Origin of the sequence: Pseudomonas sp. SG20052 (assembly GCF_031766055.1) — a bacterium.
GTDB lineage: Bacteria > Pseudomonadota > Gammaproteobacteria > Pseudomonadales > Pseudomonadaceae > Aquipseudomonas > Aquipseudomonas mandelii.
The window spans coordinates 5,873,210-5,894,493 of sequence record NZ_CP134498.1 but is presented as its reverse complement, the minus strand read 5'-3'; the positions used below and the strand labels follow the sequence as shown (position 1 = coordinate 5,894,493).

Annotated in this window: 20 protein-coding genes; 10 read left to right on the top strand and 10 right to left on the bottom strand. The window is 59.0% G+C overall.

Features of this window, described 5'->3' with window-relative positions:
- Positions 1–2: 2 nt before the first annotated feature.
- Positions 3–998, bottom strand: coding sequence for an AAA family ATPase (locus tag RHP74_RS27120; protein ID WP_154501821.1), 996 nt, complete (start codon positions 996–998; stop codon positions 3–5).
- A gap of 714 nt (positions 999–1,712) precedes the next feature.
- On the opposite strand from RHP74_RS27120, the gene RHP74_RS27115 reads away from it, so the two are divergent.
- Positions 1,713–2,228: a Bro-N domain-containing protein gene (locus RHP74_RS27115; RefSeq protein ID WP_311096713.1), complete on the top strand. Its 516-nt coding sequence runs from the start codon at positions 1,713–1,715 to the stop codon at positions 2,226–2,228.
- Between the two features lie 288 nt (positions 2,229–2,516).
- Here the strand turns inward: RHP74_RS27115 and RHP74_RS27110 are convergent, their stop codons facing one another.
- The gene (locus RHP74_RS27110) at positions 2,517–2,972 is read right to left on the bottom strand and encodes an Lrp/AsnC family transcriptional regulator (protein ID WP_010467415.1); all 456 of its coding nucleotides are present in this window, start codon (positions 2,970–2,972) and stop codon (positions 2,517–2,519) included.
- A gap of 163 nt (positions 2,973–3,135) precedes the next feature.
- Here RHP74_RS27110 and yedA point away from each other — a divergent pair, with 163 nt between their 5' ends.
- Together yedA and RHP74_RS27100 are read left to right on the top strand one after the other, a co-directional pair.
- Complete coding sequence (gene yedA, locus RHP74_RS27105) at positions 3,136–4,062, top strand: drug/metabolite exporter YedA (protein WP_288112833.1); 927 nt, start codon at positions 3,136–3,138, stop codon at positions 4,060–4,062.
- 77 nt (positions 4,063–4,139) lie between these two features.
- Complete coding sequence (locus RHP74_RS27100; RefSeq protein ID WP_077749917.1) at positions 4,140–5,474, top strand: DEAD/DEAH box helicase; 1,335 nt, start codon at positions 4,140–4,142, stop codon at positions 5,472–5,474.
- 162 nt (positions 5,475–5,636) lie between these two features.
- Here RHP74_RS27100 and RHP74_RS27095 read toward each other — a convergent pair whose 3' ends face one another.
- On the bottom strand, positions 5,637–6,878 hold the full coding sequence (locus RHP74_RS27095; protein WP_174604227.1) for a TIGR03862 family flavoprotein: 1,242 nt from the start codon (positions 6,876–6,878) through the stop codon (positions 5,637–5,639).
- Positions 6,879–7,160: 282 nt separating this feature from the next.
- The gene (locus RHP74_RS27090) at positions 7,161–8,081 is read right to left on the bottom strand and encodes a histone deacetylase (RefSeq protein WP_010467425.1); all 921 of its coding nucleotides are present in this window, start codon (positions 8,079–8,081) and stop codon (positions 7,161–7,163) included.
- Positions 8,082–8,154: 73 nt separating this feature from the next.
- Here RHP74_RS27090 and RHP74_RS27085 point away from each other — a divergent pair, with 73 nt between their 5' ends.
- The 3 genes from RHP74_RS27085 to RHP74_RS27075 all read left to right on the top strand — a co-directional run bounded on the left by RHP74_RS27085 (position 8,155) and on the right by RHP74_RS27075 (position 10,287).
- Positions 8,155–8,724, top strand: a complete 570-nt coding sequence (locus tag RHP74_RS27085; protein WP_010467427.1) for a GNAT family N-acetyltransferase — start codon at positions 8,155–8,157, stop codon at positions 8,722–8,724.
- Positions 8,725–8,827: 103 nt separating this feature from the next.
- On the top strand, positions 8,828–9,697 hold the full coding sequence (tesB, locus tag RHP74_RS27080) for an acyl-CoA thioesterase II (RefSeq protein ID WP_311096712.1): 870 nt from the start codon (positions 8,828–8,830) through the stop codon (positions 9,695–9,697).
- The gene (locus RHP74_RS27075) at positions 9,694–10,287 is read left to right on the top strand and encodes an HAD family hydrolase (RefSeq protein ID WP_311096711.1); all 594 of its coding nucleotides are present in this window, start codon (positions 9,694–9,696) and stop codon (positions 10,285–10,287) included. The genes tesB and RHP74_RS27075 overlap by 4 nt, the downstream gene beginning before the upstream one ends.
- 98 nt (positions 10,288–10,385) lie before the next feature.
- Here the strand turns inward: RHP74_RS27075 and RHP74_RS27070 are convergent, their stop codons facing one another.
- Together RHP74_RS27070 and RHP74_RS27065 are read right to left on the bottom strand one after the other, a co-directional pair.
- Positions 10,386–11,345 (bottom strand): alpha/beta fold hydrolase, encoded by a 960-nt coding sequence (locus RHP74_RS27070; RefSeq protein ID WP_311096710.1) that lies wholly within the window; start codon positions 11,343–11,345, stop codon positions 10,386–10,388.
- The gene (locus tag RHP74_RS27065) at positions 11,346–12,239 is read right to left on the bottom strand and encodes a neutral zinc metallopeptidase (RefSeq protein WP_077749423.1); all 894 of its coding nucleotides are present in this window, start codon (positions 12,237–12,239) and stop codon (positions 11,346–11,348) included. It abuts the gene before it with no gap.
- A 253-nt stretch (positions 12,240–12,492) separates the two neighbouring features.
- On the opposite strand from RHP74_RS27065, the gene RHP74_RS27060 reads away from it, so the two are divergent.
- Positions 12,493–13,269: an IclR family transcriptional regulator gene (locus RHP74_RS27060; RefSeq protein WP_010467435.1), complete on the top strand. Its 777-nt coding sequence runs from the start codon at positions 12,493–12,495 to the stop codon at positions 13,267–13,269.
- 227 nt (positions 13,270–13,496) lie between these two features.
- Positions 13,497–14,375: a DMT family transporter gene (locus RHP74_RS27055; protein WP_010467437.1), complete on the top strand. Its 879-nt coding sequence runs from the start codon at positions 13,497–13,499 to the stop codon at positions 14,373–14,375.
- A 49-nt stretch (positions 14,376–14,424) separates the two neighbouring features.
- Here RHP74_RS27055 and RHP74_RS27050 read toward each other — a convergent pair whose 3' ends face one another.
- Positions 14,425–15,726, bottom strand: coding sequence for an MFS transporter (locus tag RHP74_RS27050; RefSeq protein WP_010467439.1), 1,302 nt, complete (start codon positions 15,724–15,726; stop codon positions 14,425–14,427).
- Positions 15,727–16,112: 386 nt separating this feature from the next.
- Between RHP74_RS27050 and quiC the strand changes: the two genes are divergently transcribed.
- The gene (gene quiC, locus RHP74_RS27045) at positions 16,113–18,014 is read left to right on the top strand and encodes a 3-dehydroshikimate dehydratase QuiC (protein WP_311096709.1); all 1,902 of its coding nucleotides are present in this window, start codon (positions 16,113–16,115) and stop codon (positions 18,012–18,014) included.
- A gap of 102 nt (positions 18,015–18,116) precedes the next feature.
- Positions 18,117–18,794 carry a TetR/AcrR family transcriptional regulator gene (locus RHP74_RS27040; protein ID WP_042932539.1) on the top strand — a complete coding sequence of 226 codons (678 nt, stop codon included), beginning with the start codon at positions 18,117–18,119 and terminating at the stop codon, positions 18,792–18,794.
- Positions 18,795–18,865: 71 nt separating this feature from the next.
- Here RHP74_RS27040 and RHP74_RS27035 read toward each other — a convergent pair whose 3' ends face one another.
- The 3 genes from RHP74_RS27035 to RHP74_RS27025 all read right to left on the bottom strand — a co-directional run bounded on the left by RHP74_RS27035 (position 18,866) and on the right by RHP74_RS27025 (position 21,218).
- On the bottom strand, positions 18,866–19,720 hold the full coding sequence (locus RHP74_RS27035; RefSeq protein WP_083375706.1) for a shikimate dehydrogenase: 855 nt from the start codon (positions 19,718–19,720) through the stop codon (positions 18,866–18,868).
- Between the two features lie 5 nt (positions 19,721–19,725).
- Positions 19,726–20,166, bottom strand: a complete 441-nt coding sequence (aroQ, locus tag RHP74_RS27030; protein WP_077749419.1) for a type II 3-dehydroquinate dehydratase — start codon at positions 20,164–20,166, stop codon at positions 19,726–19,728.
- A 140-nt stretch (positions 20,167–20,306) separates the two neighbouring features.
- Positions 20,307–21,218, bottom strand: a complete 912-nt coding sequence (locus RHP74_RS27025; RefSeq protein WP_010467449.1) for a LysR family transcriptional regulator — start codon at positions 21,216–21,218, stop codon at positions 20,307–20,309.
- Between the last annotated feature and the right edge of the window lie 66 nt (positions 21,219–21,284).

The window sequence follows — 21,284 nt, the reverse complement described above, 5'->3', positions numbered from 1 at the left end:
CGTTACTCCATATCTTCCAGTTGTTCTGTCTTGACTGTCTGTACAGACAAGAGTTTTAGTTCGTTGGCGACAATTTTGTTGATGTTCGAATTCGGCTGATCAAGGACGTATTGGCGTATTATGTTTTTGCAAAAATCCTCTACTTCGGAAAAATTCGATCCGTGCAATCTCCGAGCTAAAGAAGAGGGCGTGTGTCCGAACGACATTTTTGATTTTGTCTGGTAGCGCTCAAACCATTCGGTAAGGCGCGCTCTGGTAGGACTCGGGATATTCATTCTTACTTGAAATCTTCGCCAGACAGCGCGATCAAGCAATTCTGCATGGTTGGTCGCGCCGATGACCACTACGTGGCTCGGTAGATTGTCTATTTGCAATAATAGTGAACTTACAACTCGTTTTATTTCGCCAGTTTCATGAGTGTCGCCTCTCTCTTTGCCGAGAGTCTCAAATTCATCAAAAAAGAGTACACATTTCCTGCTTGCGGCATAATCAAAAAGATTGCGCAAACGTACTGCTGTCTCGCCAAGATAGGTGCCTATTATGTTTTCATAGCGAACAACTAACAGGGGAACCATGAGTGCTTCTGCGATAGCTTCGGCTAGTGAGGTTTTTCCGTTTCCTGGCGGTCCAATCAGCAAAACTCTGTTTCTAGGCTCTAAGTTGTAAGATCGCAGCAATTCAACTCGATGGTGTTCTTGGACTAAGCTTCTGCATACGTCTGAAACATCTTTCGGAAGTATTAAGTCTTCGATTTTTCGTTGTGGGATTTTTTCGCTGAAAAAATCAGGCTGACGATTCGCCACTGTAATAGTATTTGTGGGCGCAATGGAAGGAGTGTCTGGAGTGTTATTCAGAACACTTTCTAATCTGTCTGCAAGAATCTTATGCTGTTTCGAGCGCTCTTCAGCAATTAATGCTTCCGTCACCTTTCGTAATTTAGTCTTGTCGCCTCGTATACCAGACTGAACAAGGCTAACAAGTAAGTCGGCCCGTGCCATTTATTATCTCCCAGCCTCATCACATTATGTGTTGAGGCGTATTAATTTTGCTGCGGCTCTAAGCAGTGGACGGACTTAAGTCCTAGCTTCTTTCCCTGAAAATGTAGCTTCAATGCAGCTTTTGGACGGCATTTTTGCATAGCTGCTGTCGTTGTGCTGGAGATTTAGCTGCAGATGGCTGTTTTTCTTTGTAGAGAGCCAATGGGCTTTGATCGGAGGGTGTTCAGCTTCCTCCCATAGGCAGAATTTCGAGACCACGACAGCTTTACTGCTGCAGTGTATCGAGGTTTTTGACCTTGCTCAGTTGCACGAAATTTCAGCGCTCAAGGTGGACGAAAACTATTTCGAAATGGAGATTTCGCATTTGCACAGGGGGACTGGAGTGTTTAAGGACGCCTCCGGTTTGATGATCGGTCCTACCGAATAATAGGGAATGTCTGTCTTGCCCCTCATCTGTGGCATCGATAACCTTTTGACTGTCGCTGCCAATTCAGCGACCGGGTCTGCAAGCCCGCCGACAGTTTGTTATGAGACCACCGGCGCACCTATAATCGCGTCGCTTTAATGAGCGACCATCGATTTATGGTAGCTGTGTGCGGGAGACCTTCGGGTCTGCCGGGGTGGTCTCCTACTCGGTCTTGCAGACCCGCGCATAGCTGCCACCCATCATCTGCAAGTGATGCTGGCAGCTCCGACTTTCTCAGGAGATTCGCCATGATCAAAGTTACCCCCAATCCCCCCGAAGACTCTGCGCAATCAGCTACGAGCGCAGCTCACCTCATCCCCAAAACATTCATCCGTCATCACATCCAGCTGCGAGCCCTGTTGCTGCATGCAGAGGCTTGGTTCTGTGCTCGCGATATCGGGCGGCTGATGGGGGTGGAGCTAAACGGACGGCAAGCGCTCAAGCTTGATTTGGATCAGCGGCAAGTGATGCGACTGTCTGGAAACGATGGCTCGCAAGAGACACTGATGCTTAGCGAGTCCGGCGTGTACGCGATGCTGGTCTATCACTACTGCCCGGAGAACCGCCATTTACGGCGTTGGCTGACACACGACGTGGTGCCGATGCTGCGGGAAGATGCGGGGTCCATTTCGAATCAAGCGCCGCATATGCGGGCGATGGAATGGGCGGGAGGAACGCTGCGGCTGCTGCATTGGCGCAAAGAACCTTGGGTGCGCCTGCGGGATATGCCGGGCTTGTTGCCTGCAAGTTACTGCGGCGTCTGACAGATCGCTTCGCGGGCAAGTCGAATCGTCGCACCGCCGCTCCCACAGGAATCAGGTGACATCCGTGGGGGTGGGGTTGTGGACAGGCTCACCGGGCCATGGCCGATGCTGAAATGGCGGCCAACCTGACGTCGCACCTGGCCTTAAGCGCCATCGCGGGTTCTGAAAGCACTGCAAATCCCCTGTGGGAGTGAGCCTGCTCGCGATAGCGATTTATCATTCAACGTTGATGTCGACTGATACTCCGCTATCGCGAGCAGGCTCGCTCCTACAGGGACTGCGCCGTTTTCAGACTTTGCTGTTGCCTTCCAGTTGCCCCAGCGGCACGCGCTTCTCTATCGCGCTCGACAGCACAATCGAGGTCTTGCTGAACCCGAACTTGGCGATCCGGTTGATCAGCTCTTCCAGCTCCGGCATCGAACCCACCGCAGCCTGCATGATCACGCACGGATCACCCGTGACCCGGTGGCATTCCGTCAGTTGTGGGATTTTGATCAGGTCGTCGTAGGCTTTTTGATTTCCATGCTGGTTCAGGCGCAACTCGATCACGCACTGGATCGGCAGCCCAAGCTTGGCCATGTCGACTTTCGCCTGGTAACCGGTAATCACCCCGCTGGCTTCGAGTTTGGCCACGCGCTCGGCCACGGCCGGGGCGGACAGGTTGACCTTGCGCGCCAGGTCGGCGTAGGACGCACGGCCGTTTTCCAGCAGGGCGCTGAGCAGCATGCGGTCGTATTTATCCATCGTCGTATACCTGAAAAATGACTGACTTTCGAAAACACGGCTTATAGCGTCAATCTCCGTGTTTTGAAAAGTGTACCGGCGCTATAAACAGGTTTTGTAACTTATTTTAAGCCGCTGGCCTTTCTAGAATAGCCGTTCACATTGTCCTGTCATCGAGCTGCCCATGCCTGGCTTACGTCGTTTCCCCTTACCGTTGATCGCCGCCTTTTTCGCGTTGTACGTGATTTGGGGCTCGACTTACCTGGTGATCCGCATCGGCGTGGCGTACTGGCCGCCGTTGCTGCTCGCCGGCATCCGTTTCGTGATCGCCGGGAGTTTGATGTACGCCTTCCTGCGCTGGCGCGGGGCACCGGCCCCGACCTGGGCGCAGTGGAAAGCCGCCGGGATCATCGGAATTTTGCTGCTGACGTGCGGTAACGGCGCGGTCAGTGTGGCCGAACACACAGGTGTCGCTTCCGGTGTTGCGGCACTGGCGGTGGCGACAGTGCCGCTGTTTACCTTGCTCTGCGGCTATTTCTGGGGCGCGCGCAATACCCGTCTCGAATGGGCCGGCATTGTGCTCGGGCTGATCGGCATTGCCATGCTCAATCTCGGTTCCAACCTGCAATCGAGCCCGCTGGGTGCGGCGTTGCTGGTGTTCGCGGCCGCGTCCTGGGCGTTCGGCTCGGTCTGGAGCAAACAATTGCCATTGCCTCAGGGCGCCATGGCCAGTGCCGTGGAAATGCTGGTGGGCGGCGTGGCATTGCTGATCGGCAGCGCGCTGAGCGGCGAGCATCTGCAGGCGATGCCGCCGGTCGAAGGCTGGGCAGCCCTGGCCTACCTGACCTTCTTCGGTTCGATCATCGCCTTCAACGCTTACATGTACCTGTTGAAAAACGTGCGTCCGGCGGCGGCGACCAGTTATGCCTACGTCAACCCTGCGGTCGCGGTGTTGCTGGGGATCGTATTTGCCGGGGAGACCATTGGCATCGAAGAAGCGCTGGCCATGTTGGTGATTATCAGTGCTGTGGTGTTGATCGGATTGCCGCAGTGGCGTCGGGCACCGGAACGACCTGCTGCTGTGGTGCAGACAGAATCGAGTGTGAATTAGGGTAAACTGCGCGGCATTGCATCTTTTTCGCACACTTGTTTTGAAAAACCCGCGCTGAATTTTCCTACGGTAATCCCATGACTTTCGCCACCCTTGGCCTGATCGAACCCTTGCTGCGCTCTCTCGAGACGCTCGGCTACCAGACCCCGACGCCGGTTCAGGCGCAAGCCATTCCGGCGGTGCTGGCCGGTCGCGACCTGATGGCCGCCGCCCAGACCGGCACTGGCAAGACCGCCGGCTTCGCGCTGCCGCTCCTGCAATTGTTGGCCATGGAAGGGCCGAAAGTGGCGTCTAACTCGGTGCGCGCACTGATCCTGGTGCCGACCCGCGAACTGGCCGAACAGGTTCACGAAGCCGTGCGTCAGTACGCCGAGAACCTGCCGTTGAGCACTTATGCCGTGTACGGCGGCGTCAGCATCAACCCGCAAATGATGAAGCTGCGCAAGGGTGTTGACGTGCTGGTGGCGACGCCGGGTCGTTTGCTCGATCTGTATCGCCAGAAGGCCCTCAAGTTCAATCAGCTGCAAACCCTGATTCTGGACGAAGCCGATCGCATGCTTGATCTGGGTTTCTCCGAGGAGCTGGGGAATATCTATCGCGTGCTGCCCAAGCAACGTCAGACGCTGCTGTTCTCCGCGACGTTCTCCGACGCGATCCGCTTGCTGGCTGGACAAATGCTCAACGATCCGCTGAGCATCGAAGTCAGCCCGCGCAACGTCGCTGCCAGCACCGTCAAGCAGTGGGTCGTGGTGGTGGACAAGAAGCGCAAGCCTGAACTGTTCGTTCACTTGATGCGCAAGGGCAAGTGGAAGCAGGTGCTGGTGTTCGCCAAGACCCGCAATGGTGTGGACGCGCTGGTGGAAAAACTCCAGGGCCTGGGCATCAATGCCGACGGCATCCACGGCGACAAACCGCAGGCAACCCGTCAGCGTGCGCTGGACCGGTTCAAGGCCAGTGAAGTGCAGATTCTTGTGGCCACCGACGTTGCGGCCCGTGGTCTGGATATCGAAGATTTGCCATTGGTGGTCAACTTCGACCTGCCGATCGTGGCGGAGGACTACATCCACCGGATCGGTCGTACCGGTCGCGCGGGTGCAAGCGGGCAGGCCATTTCGCTGGTGTGTGCCGATGAAGTGAATCTGCTGTCGGCCATCGAGACGTTGACCCGTCAGACATTGCCACGGCAGATGGAACATGACTTCGAACCTGAGCACCGGGTGCCGGATACCGACGCCAGCGGTCAGGTCGTCAAGAAGCCGAAAAAACCGAAGAAGCCGAAGACCTCCGGTGGCGGTAAACGCAATCTGGGTAAGTGGGTCGAGAGTGGGGATGCTTCGGCGCCGGAGCCTTCGATCAAGCCTGTGCGCAAAGTGCCGGTGTTTAACACTGGGCCGCGTAAGAAGAAGCCTTGATCTCGTAAAGATCGTTCCCACGCTCTGCGTGGGAATGCAGCCCGGGGCGCTCCGCGTCCCTTCAAAGCCGAACGCGGAGCGTCCGAAGAGGCATTCCCACGCAGAGCGTGGGAATGATCATCCGTAGGAGCGAGGCTTGCCCGCGAAGGGCGCGCCTCGGTTTCAAGCCTTGCGCTTCAACCACTCCACCATCCCCAAACCCGCCGCACGCCCACTGGCGAAACACGCGGTCAGCAGATAGCCGCCGGTCGGCGCTTCCCAATCGAGCATTTCCCCCGCGCAGAACACCCCAGGCAATTGCTTGAGCATCAGCCGTTCATCCATCGACTCGAACATCACGCCTCCGGCGCTGCTGATGGCCTCGTCCAGTGGACGGGTTTTAACCAGCATCAGGGGCAACGCCTTGATCGCCCTGGCCAGCAACGCCGGATCAGCAAAGCTTTCGGCCGGTGTGAGTTCGCGTAGCAACGCCGCTTTCACCCCATCGATCCCGAGCTGGCTGTGCAGGTGTTTGGACATGGAGCGGGAGCCACGGGGTTTGCTCAGCGCCGCCTGAACTTTATCCACAGGCCGGCCCGGCAACAGGTCAAGATGAACGGTGGCGGAGCCGTGCTGATTGATGGCCTCGCGAATCGGTGCCGAGAGGGCGTAGATCAAGCTGCCTTCGATCCCGGTCGCGGTGATCACGCATTCGCCCAAGCGCGGCACGTCGTCATTGAGGCCGATGGCGATGTTCTTCAGCGGCGCGCCAGCAAATTTGCTGACCATCAACTCGCTCCAGGCCTGCACCTCGAAGCCGCAATTGCTCGGTTGCAACGGCATCAGTCCTACGCCTCGCTGCTCCAATGGCAGCATCCACGCGCCGTCCGAACCAAGGCGTGACCAGCTGCCTCCGCCGAGGGCCAGCAAGGTGGCGTCGGGCTTGATGATGGTTTCGCCATCGGGGCTGTCGATGCGTAACCCACCATGGTCATCCCAGCCGAGCCAGCGGTGGCGGGTGTGGATAACGACGCCGGCCTCGCGCAGACGCTTGAGCCAGGCGCGCAGCAGGGGTGCGGCTTTCATGTCGGTCGGAAACACCCGGCCGGAGCTGCCGACGAAGGTTTCGATGCCCAGGTCATGAATCCACTGGCACAACGCATCAGCGCCGAATGAGCGAAGCAGCGGGGCAATCTGCGGCGCGCGTTCGGCATAGCGCGAGAGAAACGCCGGGTAGGCTTCGGAATGGGTGATGTTCATGCCGCCGACACCGGCCAGCAGGAATTTTCGCCCCACCGACGGCATGCCGTCGTACAGGTCGACCTTGATCCCGGCCTGGCTCAGCACTTCGGCCGCCATCAGACCGGCGGGGCCGCCGCCGATGATGGCGACGTGAGAAGGGGAGGAGGTCGAGGGCTGGGTCATGGAGTGCGCTGCGGTTCGGCGGAATAAGCCGGGCATTCTATCAGCACAGATCCCTGTGGGAGTGAGCCTGCTCGCGATGGCGGTGGGTCAGTCGACATCGATGTTGGATGTGATGGACTCATCGCGAGCAGGCTCGCTCCCACATTGGTTCCGGGGTGTTCATAAAATAGTGATCAAAAAACAACCAGTGCTCTGCATGCTATATGAAGCATGGCCTGCAGACCCTTTCACTCAGGTTATCCACAGGCAGTTCCACAGGCATTGTGGGTAAAGACTCACACCTCAATGACACCCTGATGACTGCCAGACCCGTTGCGCGCTGTGATGCAGGATGCCGTGGCGGCGCGCCAGGGCCTGGCGGTCCTTGCTGTAGCCGCCGCCAATCACTCCTACCACCGGAATATCCCGACCCAGGCAGTGGCGCATCACGCTTTCATCGCGAGCGGCCACGCCTTCGTCGGTCAGCTTCAGGTAACCGAGGGCGTCGTCCTTGTGCACGTCGACGCCGGCGTCATACAACACCAGATCCGGTTGGTAGAGCGGTAGCAAATAATTCAGCGCGTCATCCACCACCTTCAGGTAATCGGCATCGCCCATGCCTTTGGGCAACGGGATGTCCCAGTCGCTTTCAGCCTTGCGTGCAGGAAAATTCTTTTCGCAGTGCAGGGAAACAGTCACGGCCTCCGGGGTGTTGTGCAGAATCCGTGCAGTCCCGTCGCCCTGGTGCACGTCGCAATCGAAGATCAGCACCCGATTCACACGGCCGCTTTCCAGCAGGAAATGGCTGATCACCGCCAGGTCATTGAAGATGCAGAAACCCGCCGGATAGTCGTAATGCGCGTGATGGGTGCCTCCGGCCAAATGACAGGCCAGCCCATGTTCCAGCGCCTGTTCTGCCGCAAGCAACGATCCGCCGACCGCCCGCACGGTGCGTCGGGCCAGCGCTTCGCTCCAGGGCAGGCCGAGGCGCCGCTGGTCTTCGCGGGACAACTCGCCGCTCATGTAGCGTTCGATATAGGCAGCGTCATGGGCGAGGGCGAGAATCTCCGGGGGGCAGAGCTCCGGGCGCAGCAGGTCGGCGTCCCGGGTCAGGCCGCTGTCCACCAAGTGATCGCGCAGCAGGCGAAATTTGTCCATGGGAAAGCGGTGATCCGCCGGGAATTCGGGGCTGTAGTCTTCGTGGTAGATCAGCGGCAGCGGCATAACGAATTCAGGTAGGAATGAGTGAAGGATCCTACCAGCGTTGTAGACTTGCGGCATGGAAAGGGGAGCAAAGATGGAGCCGATACTGGAACTCGAGAGCGCACGACTGCTGTTGCGGCAGTGGCGCGATGAGGATTTGCCGGAGTTTGCGGCGATGTGCGCCGATCCACAGGTGATGCGATATTTTCCGGCGCCTTTAAGTCGTCTGGAAAGTGCGTCGCTGATCGGGCGGATTCGCGGGCATTTTGCCGAACATGGCTTTGGTCTCTGGGCGCTGGAGCGCAAGGACACCGGGGCATTCATCGGTTTCACCGGCCTCGGTGTGGTTGGTTTCGATGCGCCGTTCACCCCTGCGACCGAAATCGGCTGGCGCCTGGCGCGCGAGCATTGGGGCTTGGGTTATGCCAGTGAGGCGGCGTGGACCGCTCTGCGCTGCGGCTTTGATCGGTTGGCGCTGCAAGAAGTCGTGTCGTTTACCGCCAAAGACAACCTGCCTTCGGAAAAAGTCATGCAGGCGATCGGCATGCACCATGATTCAGCCGATGACTTTGACCATCCCAAGCTCGCGGCCGATCATCCCCTGCGTCACCATGTGCTGTATCGCATCTCCCGTGAACAATGGCTGCAAACCTTGCATGGATAAGCAGTCACGGACGTTTACAATGGCTGCCATGGGCCCTGGCCATAAACTGAATCGACCGCCGCAGCCAAGACTGCGCGGCAAGCTTTGTGTGAGGAGAGTCTGAATGAGCCAAGTGTTGGATGATCTGGTCGATTTGCTGACCCTGGAACCGATCGAAGAAAACCTGTTTCGTGGCCGCAGTCAGGACCTGGGTTTTCGTCAGTTGTTCGGCGGTCAGGTGATCGGTCAGTCGTTGTCGGCGGCCAGTCAGACAGTCGAAGAAGCGCGCCATGTGCATTCGATGCACGGTTATTTCCTGCGCCCGGGCGATTCCGCGTTGCCTGTGGTGTATCAGGTTGACCGGGTGCGTGATGGCGGCAGTTTCAGCACGCGTCGGGTGACGGCGATCCAGAAAGGCAACCCGATCTTTACCTGCAGCGCCTCGTTCCAGTACGACGAAAAAGGCTTCGAGCATCAGGCCGAGATGCCGACCGTGGTCGGCCCGGAAAACCTGCCCTCGGAACTGGAACTCACCCAGCAGCGTGCGCACCTGATCCCTGAGCACATGCGCGAGAAATTTCTGTGCCCCAAGCCGATCGAATTCCGACCGATCACCGAGAAAGATCCCTACAACCCGCAACCGTCCGATCCGGTCAAGTACGTCTGGTTTCGCGCCGACGGTGCTTTGGCCGACTCTCCGGCGTTGCACAAATACCTGCTGGCCTACGCCTCGGACTTCGGTCTGCTGACCACCTCGATGCAGCCCCATGGCAAATCGGTCTGGCAGAAAGACATGCAAGTCGCCAGCCTCGATCATGCGCTGTGGTTCCATGCCGATCTGCGCGCCGATGACTGGTTGCTGTACGCAATGGACAGCCCATGGGCCGGTAATTCTCGTGGTTTCTCCCGCGGCAGCGTGTTCAACCGCGCCGGTCAACTGGTGGCTTCGGTGACTCAGGAAGGCTTGATCCGTCACCGCAAGGATTGGGCATGAGCCTGGCCGAGGTGCGGCACTGGGTGTTCGACATGGACGGCACCCTGACGGTGGCCGTGCATGACTTCGCGGCGATCCGCGTGGCGTTGGCGATTCCCGCCGAAGACGACATCCTGACCCACCTCGCGGCGCTGCCGGCCGATGAAGCGGCCGCCAAGCATGCTTGGCTGCTGGAGCACGAACGGGACTTGGCGCTGGGTTCGAAACCGGCGCCGGGTGCGGTGGAGCTGGTGCGGGAGTTGGCCGGGCGCGGTTATCGTCTTGGCATTCTCACGCGCAATGCCCGGGAGCTGGCGCACGTAACCCTGGAAGCGATCGGCCTGGCTGACTGTTTTGCCGTGGAGGATGTGCTGGGGCGTGATGAAGCACCGGCTAAACCGCATCCCGGTGGTTTATTGAAACTGGCCGAGGCCTGGCACGTGCCGGCGAGCGAGATGGTGATGGTCGGTGATTACCGCTTTGATCTGGATTGCGGCCGAGCGGCGGGGGCGCGGACGGTGTTGGTGAATCTGCCGGATAACCCTTGGCCGGAGCTGACGGATTGGCATGCGGCGGATTGTGCGGTGTTGCGGGAGATGCTTTCGGCTTGAGGGCTTCTTCGCCGGCAAGCCTCGCTCCTACAGTGGGGCGCGCTGCCCTTGCAGGAGCGAGGCTTGCCCGCGAAGACGTCAGATCAGGCCATACAAACTCACTGACCAAACAATACCTTCTGCCCCTCCGGTGACGTCAGCATCCCATCCCCGTTATGCCCGACCCCCGGCACTTCAACCAGCCGCTGATTCACCCCTTTCGGATTACGACGCAGCAGGTAATTGAAAAAATTCTTCCCGCGAACCAGACGATAGGCTCCTTGGGCTTCGGCCTCGCAACTTTTGTCCAGCGCCGGATGCTGCGGGTCGGTGTCTTGCTGCCCGAGCAGATAAGTCACGTCCCGTTTGACGTAATTTCCTTCAATCTGTGGTGCCGTTTGCCCACTGGCATATACCGGTAAATCCATCAGCCCGTATTTCCAGCGATTGAAACCGGGGCACGCCGCATGGTTGAACGCCACTGGCCGCTGCTCATTGAAATACGCATAGGACGAAGGGTTGGCGACCACGTAGCGAAGCTTCACGCCGGCGGCCGTCAAGGCCGGTTGCTCGCGGGCCAGCAACGCATATCGCTGCACCACCTGAGCGCCACCGGAGTGGCCGGCGAGGATGATTTGCTTCACGTCCGGAAACTGTCGATGGTCGCCGACTCGCTCGATGATTTGATCGAGGGCTGCAAAGGAACTCAGCGCAAAAGGAGCGGTGGATAAACCTCCTGCCATCCAGTCATTGCCCTGCCAGCGCAACACCGTGTCTGCCACAGGATGAAGTGCGATGTCGGTTTCGTTGAGGAATTGCGGCGCGATCACCAGGGTGCTTGCACTTTGCCCGGCCAGTTCCGCTGCGCGCTCGGCGCTCTGGCGATAGGTTTCAGCGTTGCGCAGACGACCATGGATGATGATCAGCACGCGTTCGATTTTCGCGGGCGCCGGGCCGAGGCTCACCGCCATCTCACCTTCTTTCAACAACAACCGCCCGGGGCTGAGCTCTTTGACGCCTTGCTCCGCAGCCTGGGTGCTCGCGCAGGTGAACAACAACATCAACAACCACTTATTCATTTAAAGGTTTTTCGCCGCAAAGGTATCGCACTGGCCCACCTGGCCTTGCGCAAATCCGGTTTTGAACCAGCGCACCCTTTGCGCCGATGTGCCGTGGGTAAACGAGTCCGGTACCACCCGACCCTGCCCCTGTTGTTGCAAACGGTCATCGCCGATGGCGTTGGCCGCGTTCAAGGCTTCTTCGATGTCACCCGGTTCCAGCCAGTTCAGACGCTGCTGCGCATTGTTGGCCCAGACACCGGCCAGGCAATCGGCCTGCAACTCCTGACGCACCAACAAGCCGCCATCACCTTCCATCTGCCGGCCTTGCTGGCGAGCTGTCTGAATTTTCGCGGAAACGCCGAGCAATGTCTGAACGTGGTGTCCGACTTCATGAGCGATCACGTAGGCCTGAGCGAAGTCACCGGCCGCGGAAAAGCGTTGTGACATTTCCTGGAAAAAAGCCATGTCCAAGTAGACCTTCTGGTCGGCGGGGCAATAGAACGGTCCGGTCGCCGATGTCGCCAGACCACAGGCCGAATTAACCCGGTTGCTGAACAGCACCAGCGTCGGGTTTTTATACTGCCGACCGGCCTGCTGGAAAATCTGGCCCCAGGTGTCTTCGGTATCGCCGAGGATCGAGCGCACGAATTCGGCCCCTTCATCGTTGGCCGGCGGCGCCTTGCGGCTCTGGTTGGTGGCCGGTGCCGATTGCTCGGTCATTTGTCCGGTCAGTTGCCCGAGGATTTGCATCGGGTCCTGGCCGGTGAGCCAGCCGATCCCCACAATCAGGATGATCGCGGTCAGGCTCAGGCCTTTGCCGCCACCAAAACGCATCCCACCGCCACCGCTGCCGGCATCATCACCACGGGCGTCGACCACGTTGTCGCTGCGTCGGCCTTTTTTCCATAGCATGTGGGAATCCTCTGATTGTCCGTGGTGATGAGTGTTGCTGGTGTGGGGGGGCGGCGCCAGTCCGGCTGTCCGGCATTTCGTTCACTGGCCGGAAGAATCGCTGACTGTAGGAACATGGATCACCCATTGAATTCCGTCAGGGCGCGGATTTTTATCGAACGGGCGACCCGCGGGTCTGTCGAGCATCGGGTTCCAGATTTCGCATTACAGGGTTCATCTTCTAGAATCAGGCAAATTGTAGGTGGAACCTCCCATGGCCGGCAGTCAGATCGAACGTGTCTTCAATGTGCTCGAAAGTCTCACCAGTGACCCTCGCGGTTTGCCGATGCAGATGCTCGCGGAGCAACTGGATATCCCGAAAAGCGCAACTCACCGCCTGCTCGCGGAACTGATCAGGTTGGGTTATGTGCGGCAGAATCCGGAGAACCTGCGGTATCACTTGTCCACCAAACTGGTGGCGATGGGGTTTCGTTATTTGTCGGGCAGCGGCGCCGATATCGTTCAGCCAGTGCTGGATCGCCTGGCCCAGGACACCGGGGAGTTGGTGCGTTTGGGGGTGATTGAAGGCGAGCGGCAGATCTGGATTGCCAAGTCCCAGGGGGCCCGTTCCGGCCTGCGCTACGACCCGGAAATGGGTCGCGATGCGCCGTTGTTTTATACCGCGTCGGGCCATGCGTGGCTGGCGTGCATGAGCGATGCCGAAGCGTTGTCGCTGGTTGAGCGCCAGGGCGGCGAGCAGCCAAAAGACCTCGGGCCGAATGCTCCGCGATCCAACATTGAACTGCTCGAGCGTCTGCGTTTGGCACGGGAGCAGGGCTATGCCTGGGTCGAGGAAAGCTCGGCGGTGGGCACCTCGGCGATCGCGGCGGTGGTGCGGCACCCGAGCGAGGGTCGTGTGATCGGTGTGCTGAGCATCGCCGGACCGAGTGCGCGGATGCCGGGGGCGCGGTTGCATGAATTGGCGCCGCTGTTGTTGAGGTATACCGAGGAACTGGCGGCGGCGAGTCTGGCGTCGGAGTTGTTCAGCTAATTTATGGGGAGCGAGCCTGCTCGCGAAAGTGAACTTTCAAATAGCTCAAATGTTGAATGTCAGTCCGCCATCGCGAGCAGGCTCACTCCCACGGTTGATTTTTATTGATCGTGAAACTGTGCGGTATTCGAACACTTTCGGCTGAAGCTTGTGTTGGAATCTGGAACCAGGTTCTAAATTATTGGAGCTCGCCGCCCGAGACACGTTTCACTTCTCAAGGGAAACCCATGACCGCCAGCACTCCGCTCTCCGGCGTTAACCAGCCCTTCAAAGGGATTTTGCTGATTGTCGTCGCCACTTTCCTGTTTTCCAGCCATGACGCTTTTTCGAAATACCTCTCGGGCTTCTATCCGATCGTGATGGTGGTCTGGGCTCGTTATGTGGTGCACACCTTGTTGATGGCCGGGATTTTTCTGCCGCAGTCCGGGTTGCGCGTCCTACGGACCAAACGACCGATGCTGCAGTTGGTGAGGGCGTTGTGCCTGTTGGGCACCAGTTTGTTTTTTACCACCGGCCTGCAGTACATCCCGTTGGCTGAAGCGACGGCGGTCAACTTTCTTGCGCCGGTTCTGGTGACTGCGCTCTCGGTGCCGCTGTTGGGGGAGCGCGTGACACGTGGCCAATGGATCGCGGTGATTTGCGGGTTTGTCGGCGTATTGATCATCGTCCACCCCGGTGGCGATCTGTTCACGCCGGCGGTGTTGCTGCCGCTCTGTTCAGCGCTGTTTTTCTGCTTTTATCAGTTGCTCACTCGCAAGCTCAGCAACATCGACAGCCCGACCACCAGCAACTTCTTCGCCGGCTTGTGCAACACCCTGGTGATGAGCGCGCTGGTGCCGTTCTTCTGGCAAGTGCCGACACTGGGGCATGGTTTCATGATGGTGGCGCTGGGGACCTGCGGTATGACCGCGCATTTGTTTCTGACTCAGGCCTTCCGCCACGCCGCGCCCGCGTTGTTGGCGCCGTTCGGTTACTGCCAGATCGTCTTTGCCGGTTTGCTGGGCTGGCTGCTGTTCTCCCACACACCGACCCTGACCACAGTGATCGGGATCGCGGTGATTTGCTGCAGCGGGTTGGCGGCGGCGTGGCAACAGAGTCGTCGGTAGGAAAATCAAACAGGCAGGCCTGGAACCAGGCCTGCCAAGGGAGGGGACTTTACTCGGTGACAGTAGGAATCTTGCGCGGTGCCATGAAGTACATCCAGGTCAGGGCAATGAAGTACATCGCCGGAATCAGGGTGAACAGCACGGTGTAGTTGTTGTTGGTGACCGTCAGGATGTGGCCGACCAACTGAGTCATGAACATACCGCCGATGGCTGCGCACATGCCGCCGAAGCCAAATACCGTACTCATCATGTGTTTAGGCGTGTAGTCCATCACCAGGCTCCAGATGTTGGCGGTCCAGGCTTGGTGCGCACCGATGGCCAGAGAGATGGCGAACACCGCGACCCACAGACTGCTCGAACCCGCCGCCATGATTACGCCGACGATGCAGCAGGCGAACAGGAACATGGACAACAGGCGCGCCTTGATCGGATTCATGCCGCGGCCGATCAGGAGCGAGGACAGGATCCCGCCGCCGACGCTGCCGAAGTCTGCAGTCAGGTAGATGATGATCAGCGGGATACCCATCTGGGTCACGTTGATCCCCAGGTTGTATTGCTGATTGAGAAACGGCGGCAGCCAGTACAGGTAGAACCAGAACACCGGTGCGGTGATGGAGTAGGCGAGGGCGAAGGCCCAGGTGCCACGCATGCGCAGGATTTTCGAGAACGGTACACGGGTCTGCTCCGGCTCGACTTCCTTCTGGATGTAGTCCAGTTCCGATTGTTTGACGCTCGGATGGTCTTCCGGGTTGAAGTACTTCAAACCCCAGAACAGCAACCAGATCCCGCCCAGTGACGCCATGCACAGGAACGCGGCTTGCCAGCCCCACACGTGCAGGATCAGCGGCAGCAGCATCGGCGTGAACATTGCGCCGACGTTGGTGCCGGCGTTGAAGATGCCGGTGGCCACGGCGCGCTCGCCGGCCGGGAACCACAAGCGCGTGGTTTTCACGCAAGCCGGGTAGTTGGCGGCTTCGGTCAAACCGAGGATGAACCGGCAGACCATGAAGCCGACCGCCGACGTGGCCAGGCCGTGGGCGCCGGTCGCCAGGCTCCAGAGCAACACTGCGCAGAAGAACACGCGCTTCACGCCGACCCGATCGATCAACCGGCCTTGCAGCACGAAACCGATGGCGTAGCCGACCTGGAACCAGAAGTTGATGTTGGCGTAGTCCATCGCCGTCCAGCTCATCTCCTTGGCGAGGATAGGCTGCATGACGCCCAGTGCAGCGCGGTCGATGTAGTTGAGCGTGGTGGCAAAAAACACCAATGCCAGCATGCCCCAACGGGTCTTGCCGACCGCCATGGCGCCGCGAATCTTGTCGCCGATACCGCCGCTGGCAGGAGTCATGGAGGAACGCTCCACGGGAGAGCTTTGAGAAGGAGTCATGTAGGCCACCGATTATTTTTATGTGGTGTTCTGAGTCTTTGGTCATCGAGACCGATGTGTGTGACCGGGCTCAATGTGTCGTCGATGTTGGGCAGTGGACGAAAAATCGTCAATTCGCCAAGGGCCATTGTGTTCGATAATCGCACGCAAAACTAACTGGGTAGTACACTTTAAATTGCTGTGTTCGACCGCCAAGCCAATAATTCCCCCAAGAGAAACGCGATCCCTGTAGGAGCCAGGCTTGCCGGCGATGGCGTCCTCAAGATCGCCTTCGCGAGCAAGCTTCGCTCCTGCAAAAAGGGTGCGACGCCTTTAACAAGATTGTCTCCACCACCGGGAGCCGAAATATGCAGCGTTCCATTGCCACCGTTTCCTTGAGCGGTACCCTGCCGGAAAAACTCGAAGCCATTGCCGCCGCCGGGTTCGACGGTGTGGAGATCTTCGAAAACGACCTTCTCTATTACGACGGCAGCCCGCGGGAAATCAAGCAGATGTGCGCCGATCTCGGGATCGCGATCACACTGTTTCAACCCTTTCGGGACTTTGAAGGCTGCCGCCGCGACCGTTTGCATCGCAATCTGGAACGGGCCGAGCGCAAGTTCGACCTGATGCAGGAACTGGGCACCGACCTGGTGCTGGTGTGCAGTAACGCGTCCGCCGATTCCATCGGTGATGAAAATATCCTCATCGACGACTTGCGCCTGCTGGCCGAACGCGCCGGCGCACGCGGGTTGCGGATCGGCTACGAAGCGCTGGCCTGGGGCCGGCATGTGAACACCTGGCAACAGGTGTGGAACATCGTCCGTCAGGCCGATCACCCAAGCCTCGGTGTGCTGCTGGACAGCTTTCACACGCTGTCGCTCAAGGGTGATCCGAGTGCGATCGCCGAGATCCCTGGCGATAAAATCTTCTTCGTACAAATGGCCGACGCACCGATTCTGGCCATGGACGTGCTCGAGTGGAGCCGACATTTCCGCTGCTTCCCGGGTCAGGGCGAATTCGATTTGCCGGGCTTCCTGGCTCCGATCATCAAGAGTGGGTACACCGGGCCGCTGTCGCTGGAAATCTTCAACGACGGTTTCCGTGCCGCACCGCCTCGGGCCAATGCCGCCGACGGTTTGCGTTCGTTGCTGTATCTGGAGGAGAAAACCCGTCAGCGTCTGGCACAGGAAACGACACCGGCGGTCAGCCTCGACATTCTGTTCGAGACGCCCAAGGCCAGCGAATACAACGGCATCGAGTTTCTCGAATTCGCTGTGGACGAAAGCCTTGGCGCCAAGCTTTCCCACTGGCTGGAGCGACTGGGTTTCGTCAAGGCCGGGCAACATCGCTCCAAGAGCGTGAGCCTGCTGCGTCAAGGTGACATCAACCTGATCCTCAATTCCGAGCCTTACTCGTTTGCCCACAGTTTTTTCGAAGCGCACGGTCCGTCGCTGTGCGCCACCGCCGTGCGGGTCACGGACAGCGCCAGTGCGCTCGCTCGGGCCGTGGCTTACAAGGGGCAACCGTATCGCGGACTGGTCGGTCCCAATGAACTTGAGCTCGCTGCCGTGCGCGCACCGGATGGCAGCCTGATTTATCTGGTGGATCAGGACGCCGATGTCTACGGCACTGATTTCCATCTGCAACCGGCTGCCGTGGCCGGTGGTGGCCTCAAACGCATCGACCACATGGCGATGGCATTGCCGGCCGACAGTCTCGACAGTTGGGTGCTGTTCTATAAGAGCCTGCTGGATTTCGAAGCCGATGACGAAGTGGTGCTGCCCGATCCTTACGGGTTGGTGAAAAGTCGAGCGTTGCGCAGTCGTGACAGTTCGATTCGCCTGCCGCTGAACATTTCCGAAAACCGCAACACCGCGATCTCACACGCGCTGTCGAGTTATCGCGGCTCCGGCGTGCATCACATCGCGTTTGATTGCGATGACATCTTTGCCGAAGTCAGTCGTGCCAAAGAGGCGGGCGTGCCGCTGCTGGATATTCCGCTCAACTATTACGATGACCTCGCTGCACGGTTCGATTTCGACGACGAATTCCTCAGTGAACTGGCGTATTTCAACGTTCTGTATGACCGCGATGCCCAGGGCGGCGAGCTGTTCCATGTGTACACGGAGCCGTTCGAAGGGCGGTTCTTCTTTGAAATCATCCAGCGCAAAAATGGCTACGCCGGTTACGGTGCGGCCAATGTGGCGGTACGCCTGGCGGCCATGGCCAAATCCCGAAGTGGTGCGGTACGTCTGGCAAAGTTGTAGGAAAATCGTAAACACGGCGACAAACCGCTGCCGCGCGGCTTCCTTCACTGTGCGGGGCGGCCCATAATCGCCAGCCTGTGCAGTGATGGCCGTGAGCCCGCAATGACGATAACTTCAGAACTCTCCGCAGTGCCCGCCGAACCGATTGCCGGGCCCCGCAAGAGTCGCAAGAACAACCCGGAAAAGACCCGCGAGAACATCCTTCAAGAGGCGATTGTCGAATTCGTCCAGCAAGGGCTTTCCGGTGCTCGCGTCGATGCCATCGCCGAGCGCATCCACACCTCAAAACGCATGATTTATTACTACTTCGGCAGTAAGGAACAGCTGTACGTCGAGGTGCTGGAGAAACTCTACGGCGACATCCGCAACACGGAAAACCATCTGCACCTGGCCGAACTGGCGCCGGTGGAGGCGATTCGGCGACTGGTGGAATTCACCTTCGACCACCATGACCGCAACGTCGATTTCGTGCGCATCGTCAGCATCGAGAACATTCACAACGCGGAATACGTGAAGCGTTCCGATGCGATCAAGGCGATGAACAACACCATCCTCGATTCCCTGGGCGTGATTTTGCGTCGCGGGGCTGAAGAGGGCGTATTCCGTTCAGGGCTTGAGCCGCTGGATGTGCATCTGCTGATCAGCTCGTTCTGCTTTTATCGCGTGTCCAACCGCCATACCTTTGGTGAGATTTTTCAGATCGACTTGCCGGACGAAAGCATCAAGCAGCGTCATCGGGAAATGATCTGCGAGTCGGTTTTGCGATACCTGCAGGCCTGACCTGTGGCGAGGGGGCGTCGGAACGCCGCATCGCCCCGTTGGCCTGCGATGCAGCCCTCATACTTTCAACCTTAGCCATTCATGCTCTGAAAATGCGCCAACATCCGCTGCGCATCCGGCACCACGCCACTGAACAACTCAAACGCCTTCACCGCCTGAAACACCGCCATGTTGCCGCCATCCAGCGTTCGGCAACCCAAGGCGCGGGCATTGCGTAGCAACTCGGTTTCCAGCGGAAAATAAACAATCTCCGCCACCCACAACTCAGCCCGAAGCAACTCCACCGGAACCGGCATGCCCGGCAGTTTCTTCATGCCCATGGGCGTGGTGTTCACTAACCCATCCGCCTGGCCCAGCGTGCTCGGCAAATCATGCCCCGCCACGGCCCGGCCAGCGCCGAAGTGTTGATTGAGATTGTCCGCCAAGGACTGCGCACGGCTGATCTCCACATCGAAAATACTCAGTAGCTGTACGCCTTCGCTCAACAGCGCGTGGGCCACTGCCGCCCCGGCCCCGCCAGCGCCCATCTGGACCACACGCTCGCGGGCAACGTCCTTCAAGCCCCGGCGAAAACCCTCGGCAAAACCGAGGCAATCGGTGTTGTGGCCGATGCGCTTGCCGTCCTTCAGCACGACCGTGTTCACCGCCCCGATGCCGCGAGCTTCCGGCGACAATTCGTCGAGCAACGGGATGATCGCCTGCTTGCACGGGAAGGTGATATTCAGGCCGGTGAAGTTCATGCGTTCGGCGGCCATCAACAGATCGGGCAGGGCGCTGCTGTCGAGTTTCAACTGATCGAGGTCGATCAAGCGATACAGATAACGCAAACCCTGGGCATCACCTTCATGCTCGTGCAGTGCCGGAGTACGGGAAGCCTGGATGCCGGCGCCGATCAGCCCGGCCAGTACCGCGTTGTTCTGAGTCACGGCGCTTACCCCTTCAAACGTTGGCTGAAGTAATCCAGCGCCAGGCGATAACCATGGCTGCCGAAACCGGCCATCACCGCTGTGGCAATGGCGGAAACGAAGGAGTGATGCCGGAAGGGTTCGCGGGCGTGAACGTTGGACAGGTGAACTTCGACCACCGGCAATTCGCTGGCGACCAAGGCATCGCGGATTGCGACTGACGTGTGCGTCCAGGCCGCCGGGTTGATGACAATCCCGGCGCAACGGCCACGGGCCGCGTGAATCCAGTCAAGCAATTCGCCTTCATGGTTGGTTTGGCGAAACTCCACTGCCAGGCCGAACTCTTCGGCGGCGCGCCCGCACAGGGCAGAGATATCGGCCAGGGTTTCGTGACCATAAGTCGCCGGTTCGCGGGTGCCGAGCAGGTTCAGATTCGGGCCGTTGAGGACCAGAACGATAGGGGACATCGAAGTCTCTCCACATATTATTTTTGGAATGGGCTGGGGTGATCAGCCTGTGGAGATAAATTGTACTAGCTGGTTAGTTCGGTCAATTGAAGAGCGGTTTCATTGAGGTTTTGTGTGCGGTGATCGGACAGTCGCACGACTTATCGCGGCAGATGCTCGACCAGGAAATCGATAAATGCCCGCAGTCTAAGCGGCATATGACGGGTCTGTGGATAGAGCAGGGTGAAGGGGCGCGAGCGTCCGCCATACGGCTTGAGCACTTCCACCAATGAGCCATCGGCCAGTTCGTTTTCAACGATGAATCGGTAGGTTTGAAAAAGCCCCGCCCCGTGTTTGGCCAGGGTCACGCCGCCGAGTACGTCGTCAGAACAACTAAGGCTGCCCTCGGCAAGAATCTCCCGCGGGACGCCGTCGTCGTTGAACAGCCAGGCAATGCGCCGACCGCTGCTGGGCAATTCGTATTGAATGCATTCGTGCTGAGCAAGGTCGTCCAGGCTTTGCGGGGTGCCCGCGCGCTTCAGGTAATCGGGGCTGGCAATCATCACCAGGGCGGCGTCCTCAAGGTGCCGGGCGATGAGCCCGGAATCCGGAATCGCCCGCACGCGGATCGCCATGTCATAGCCTTCGCCGACAAAATCGATGTTGCGATTGCTGATGTGCGATTCGACTTTCACGTCTGGAAAACGCGCCCGGAATGCCGGCAACAACGGCAAGATCCGATGGTGCGCATACGTCGTGGGAATACTGATGCGCAGTGTCCCGGACGGTTGCTGTTGCTGGCCCATGACCTCGCGCTGAGCCTCCACCAACTGCGCCAGGGCCTGACGACATTCCTCGTAATAGCGGCGACCGCTGTCGGTCAGCTTGACGCTGCGGGTGGTACGCGCAAACAGCCGCACGCCCAGACGTTCTTCCATGCGCGACACCGATCGACTTACGGCGGCCGGTGTGACACCCGCCACCAACGCGGCCGCCGTAAAGCTGCCGGCCTCGGCGGCGAGGCAAAACAGTTCGATGCTGCCCAGCTGAAGATCGTCGAATACTCGCTGCATGATGGATGACACCGGGGGTTAATGAGGGACTGGATTTCGCCACTGTAGATGAAATCGGCCCGGCGG

Coding starts and splice junctions, on each gene's coding strand:
- RHP74_RS27120 (WP_154501821.1), bottom strand. CDS start 998: ATGGCACGGGCCGACTTACTTGTTAGCCTTGTTCAGTCTGGTATACGA.
- RHP74_RS27115 (WP_311096713.1), top strand. CDS start 1,713: ATGATCAAAGTTACCCCCAATCCCCCCGAAGACTCTGCGCAATCAGCT.
- RHP74_RS27110 (WP_010467415.1), bottom strand. CDS start 2,972: ATGGATAAATACGACCGCATGCTGCTCAGCGCCCTGCTGGAAAACGGC.
- yedA (WP_288112833.1), top strand. CDS start 3,136: ATGCCTGGCTTACGTCGTTTCCCCTTACCGTTGATCGCCGCCTTTTTC.
- RHP74_RS27100 (WP_077749917.1), top strand. CDS start 4,140: ATGACTTTCGCCACCCTTGGCCTGATCGAACCCTTGCTGCGCTCTCTC.
- RHP74_RS27095 (WP_174604227.1), bottom strand. CDS start 6,878: ATGACCCAGCCCTCGACCTCCTCCCCTTCTCACGTCGCCATCATCGGC.
- RHP74_RS27090 (WP_010467425.1), bottom strand. CDS start 8,081: ATGCCGCTGCCGCTGATCTACCACGAAGACTACAGCCCCGAATTCCCG.
- RHP74_RS27085 (WP_010467427.1), top strand. CDS start 8,155: ATGGAGCCGATACTGGAACTCGAGAGCGCACGACTGCTGTTGCGGCAG.
- tesB (WP_311096712.1), top strand. CDS start 8,828: ATGAGCCAAGTGTTGGATGATCTGGTCGATTTGCTGACCCTGGAACCG.
- RHP74_RS27075 (WP_311096711.1), top strand. CDS start 9,694: ATGAGCCTGGCCGAGGTGCGGCACTGGGTGTTCGACATGGACGGCACC.
- RHP74_RS27070 (WP_311096710.1), bottom strand. CDS start 11,345: ATGAATAAGTGGTTGTTGATGTTGTTGTTCACCTGCGCGAGCACCCAG.
- RHP74_RS27065 (WP_077749423.1), bottom strand. CDS start 12,239: ATGCTATGGAAAAAAGGCCGACGCAGCGACAACGTGGTCGACGCCCGT.
- RHP74_RS27060 (WP_010467435.1), top strand. CDS start 12,493: ATGGCCGGCAGTCAGATCGAACGTGTCTTCAATGTGCTCGAAAGTCTC.
- RHP74_RS27055 (WP_010467437.1), top strand. CDS start 13,497: ATGACCGCCAGCACTCCGCTCTCCGGCGTTAACCAGCCCTTCAAAGGG.
- RHP74_RS27050 (WP_010467439.1), bottom strand. CDS start 15,726: ATGACTCCTGCCAGCGGCGGTATCGGCGACAAGATTCGCGGCGCCATG.
- quiC (WP_311096709.1), top strand. CDS start 16,113: ATGCAGCGTTCCATTGCCACCGTTTCCTTGAGCGGTACCCTGCCGGAA.
- RHP74_RS27040 (WP_042932539.1), top strand. CDS start 18,117: ATGACGATAACTTCAGAACTCTCCGCAGTGCCCGCCGAACCGATTGCC.
- aroQ (WP_077749419.1), bottom strand. CDS start 20,166: ATGTCCCCTATCGTTCTGGTCCTCAACGGCCCGAATCTGAACCTGCTC.
- RHP74_RS27025 (WP_010467449.1), bottom strand. CDS start 21,218: ATGCAGCGAGTATTCGACGATCTTCAGCTGGGCAGCATCGAACTGTTT.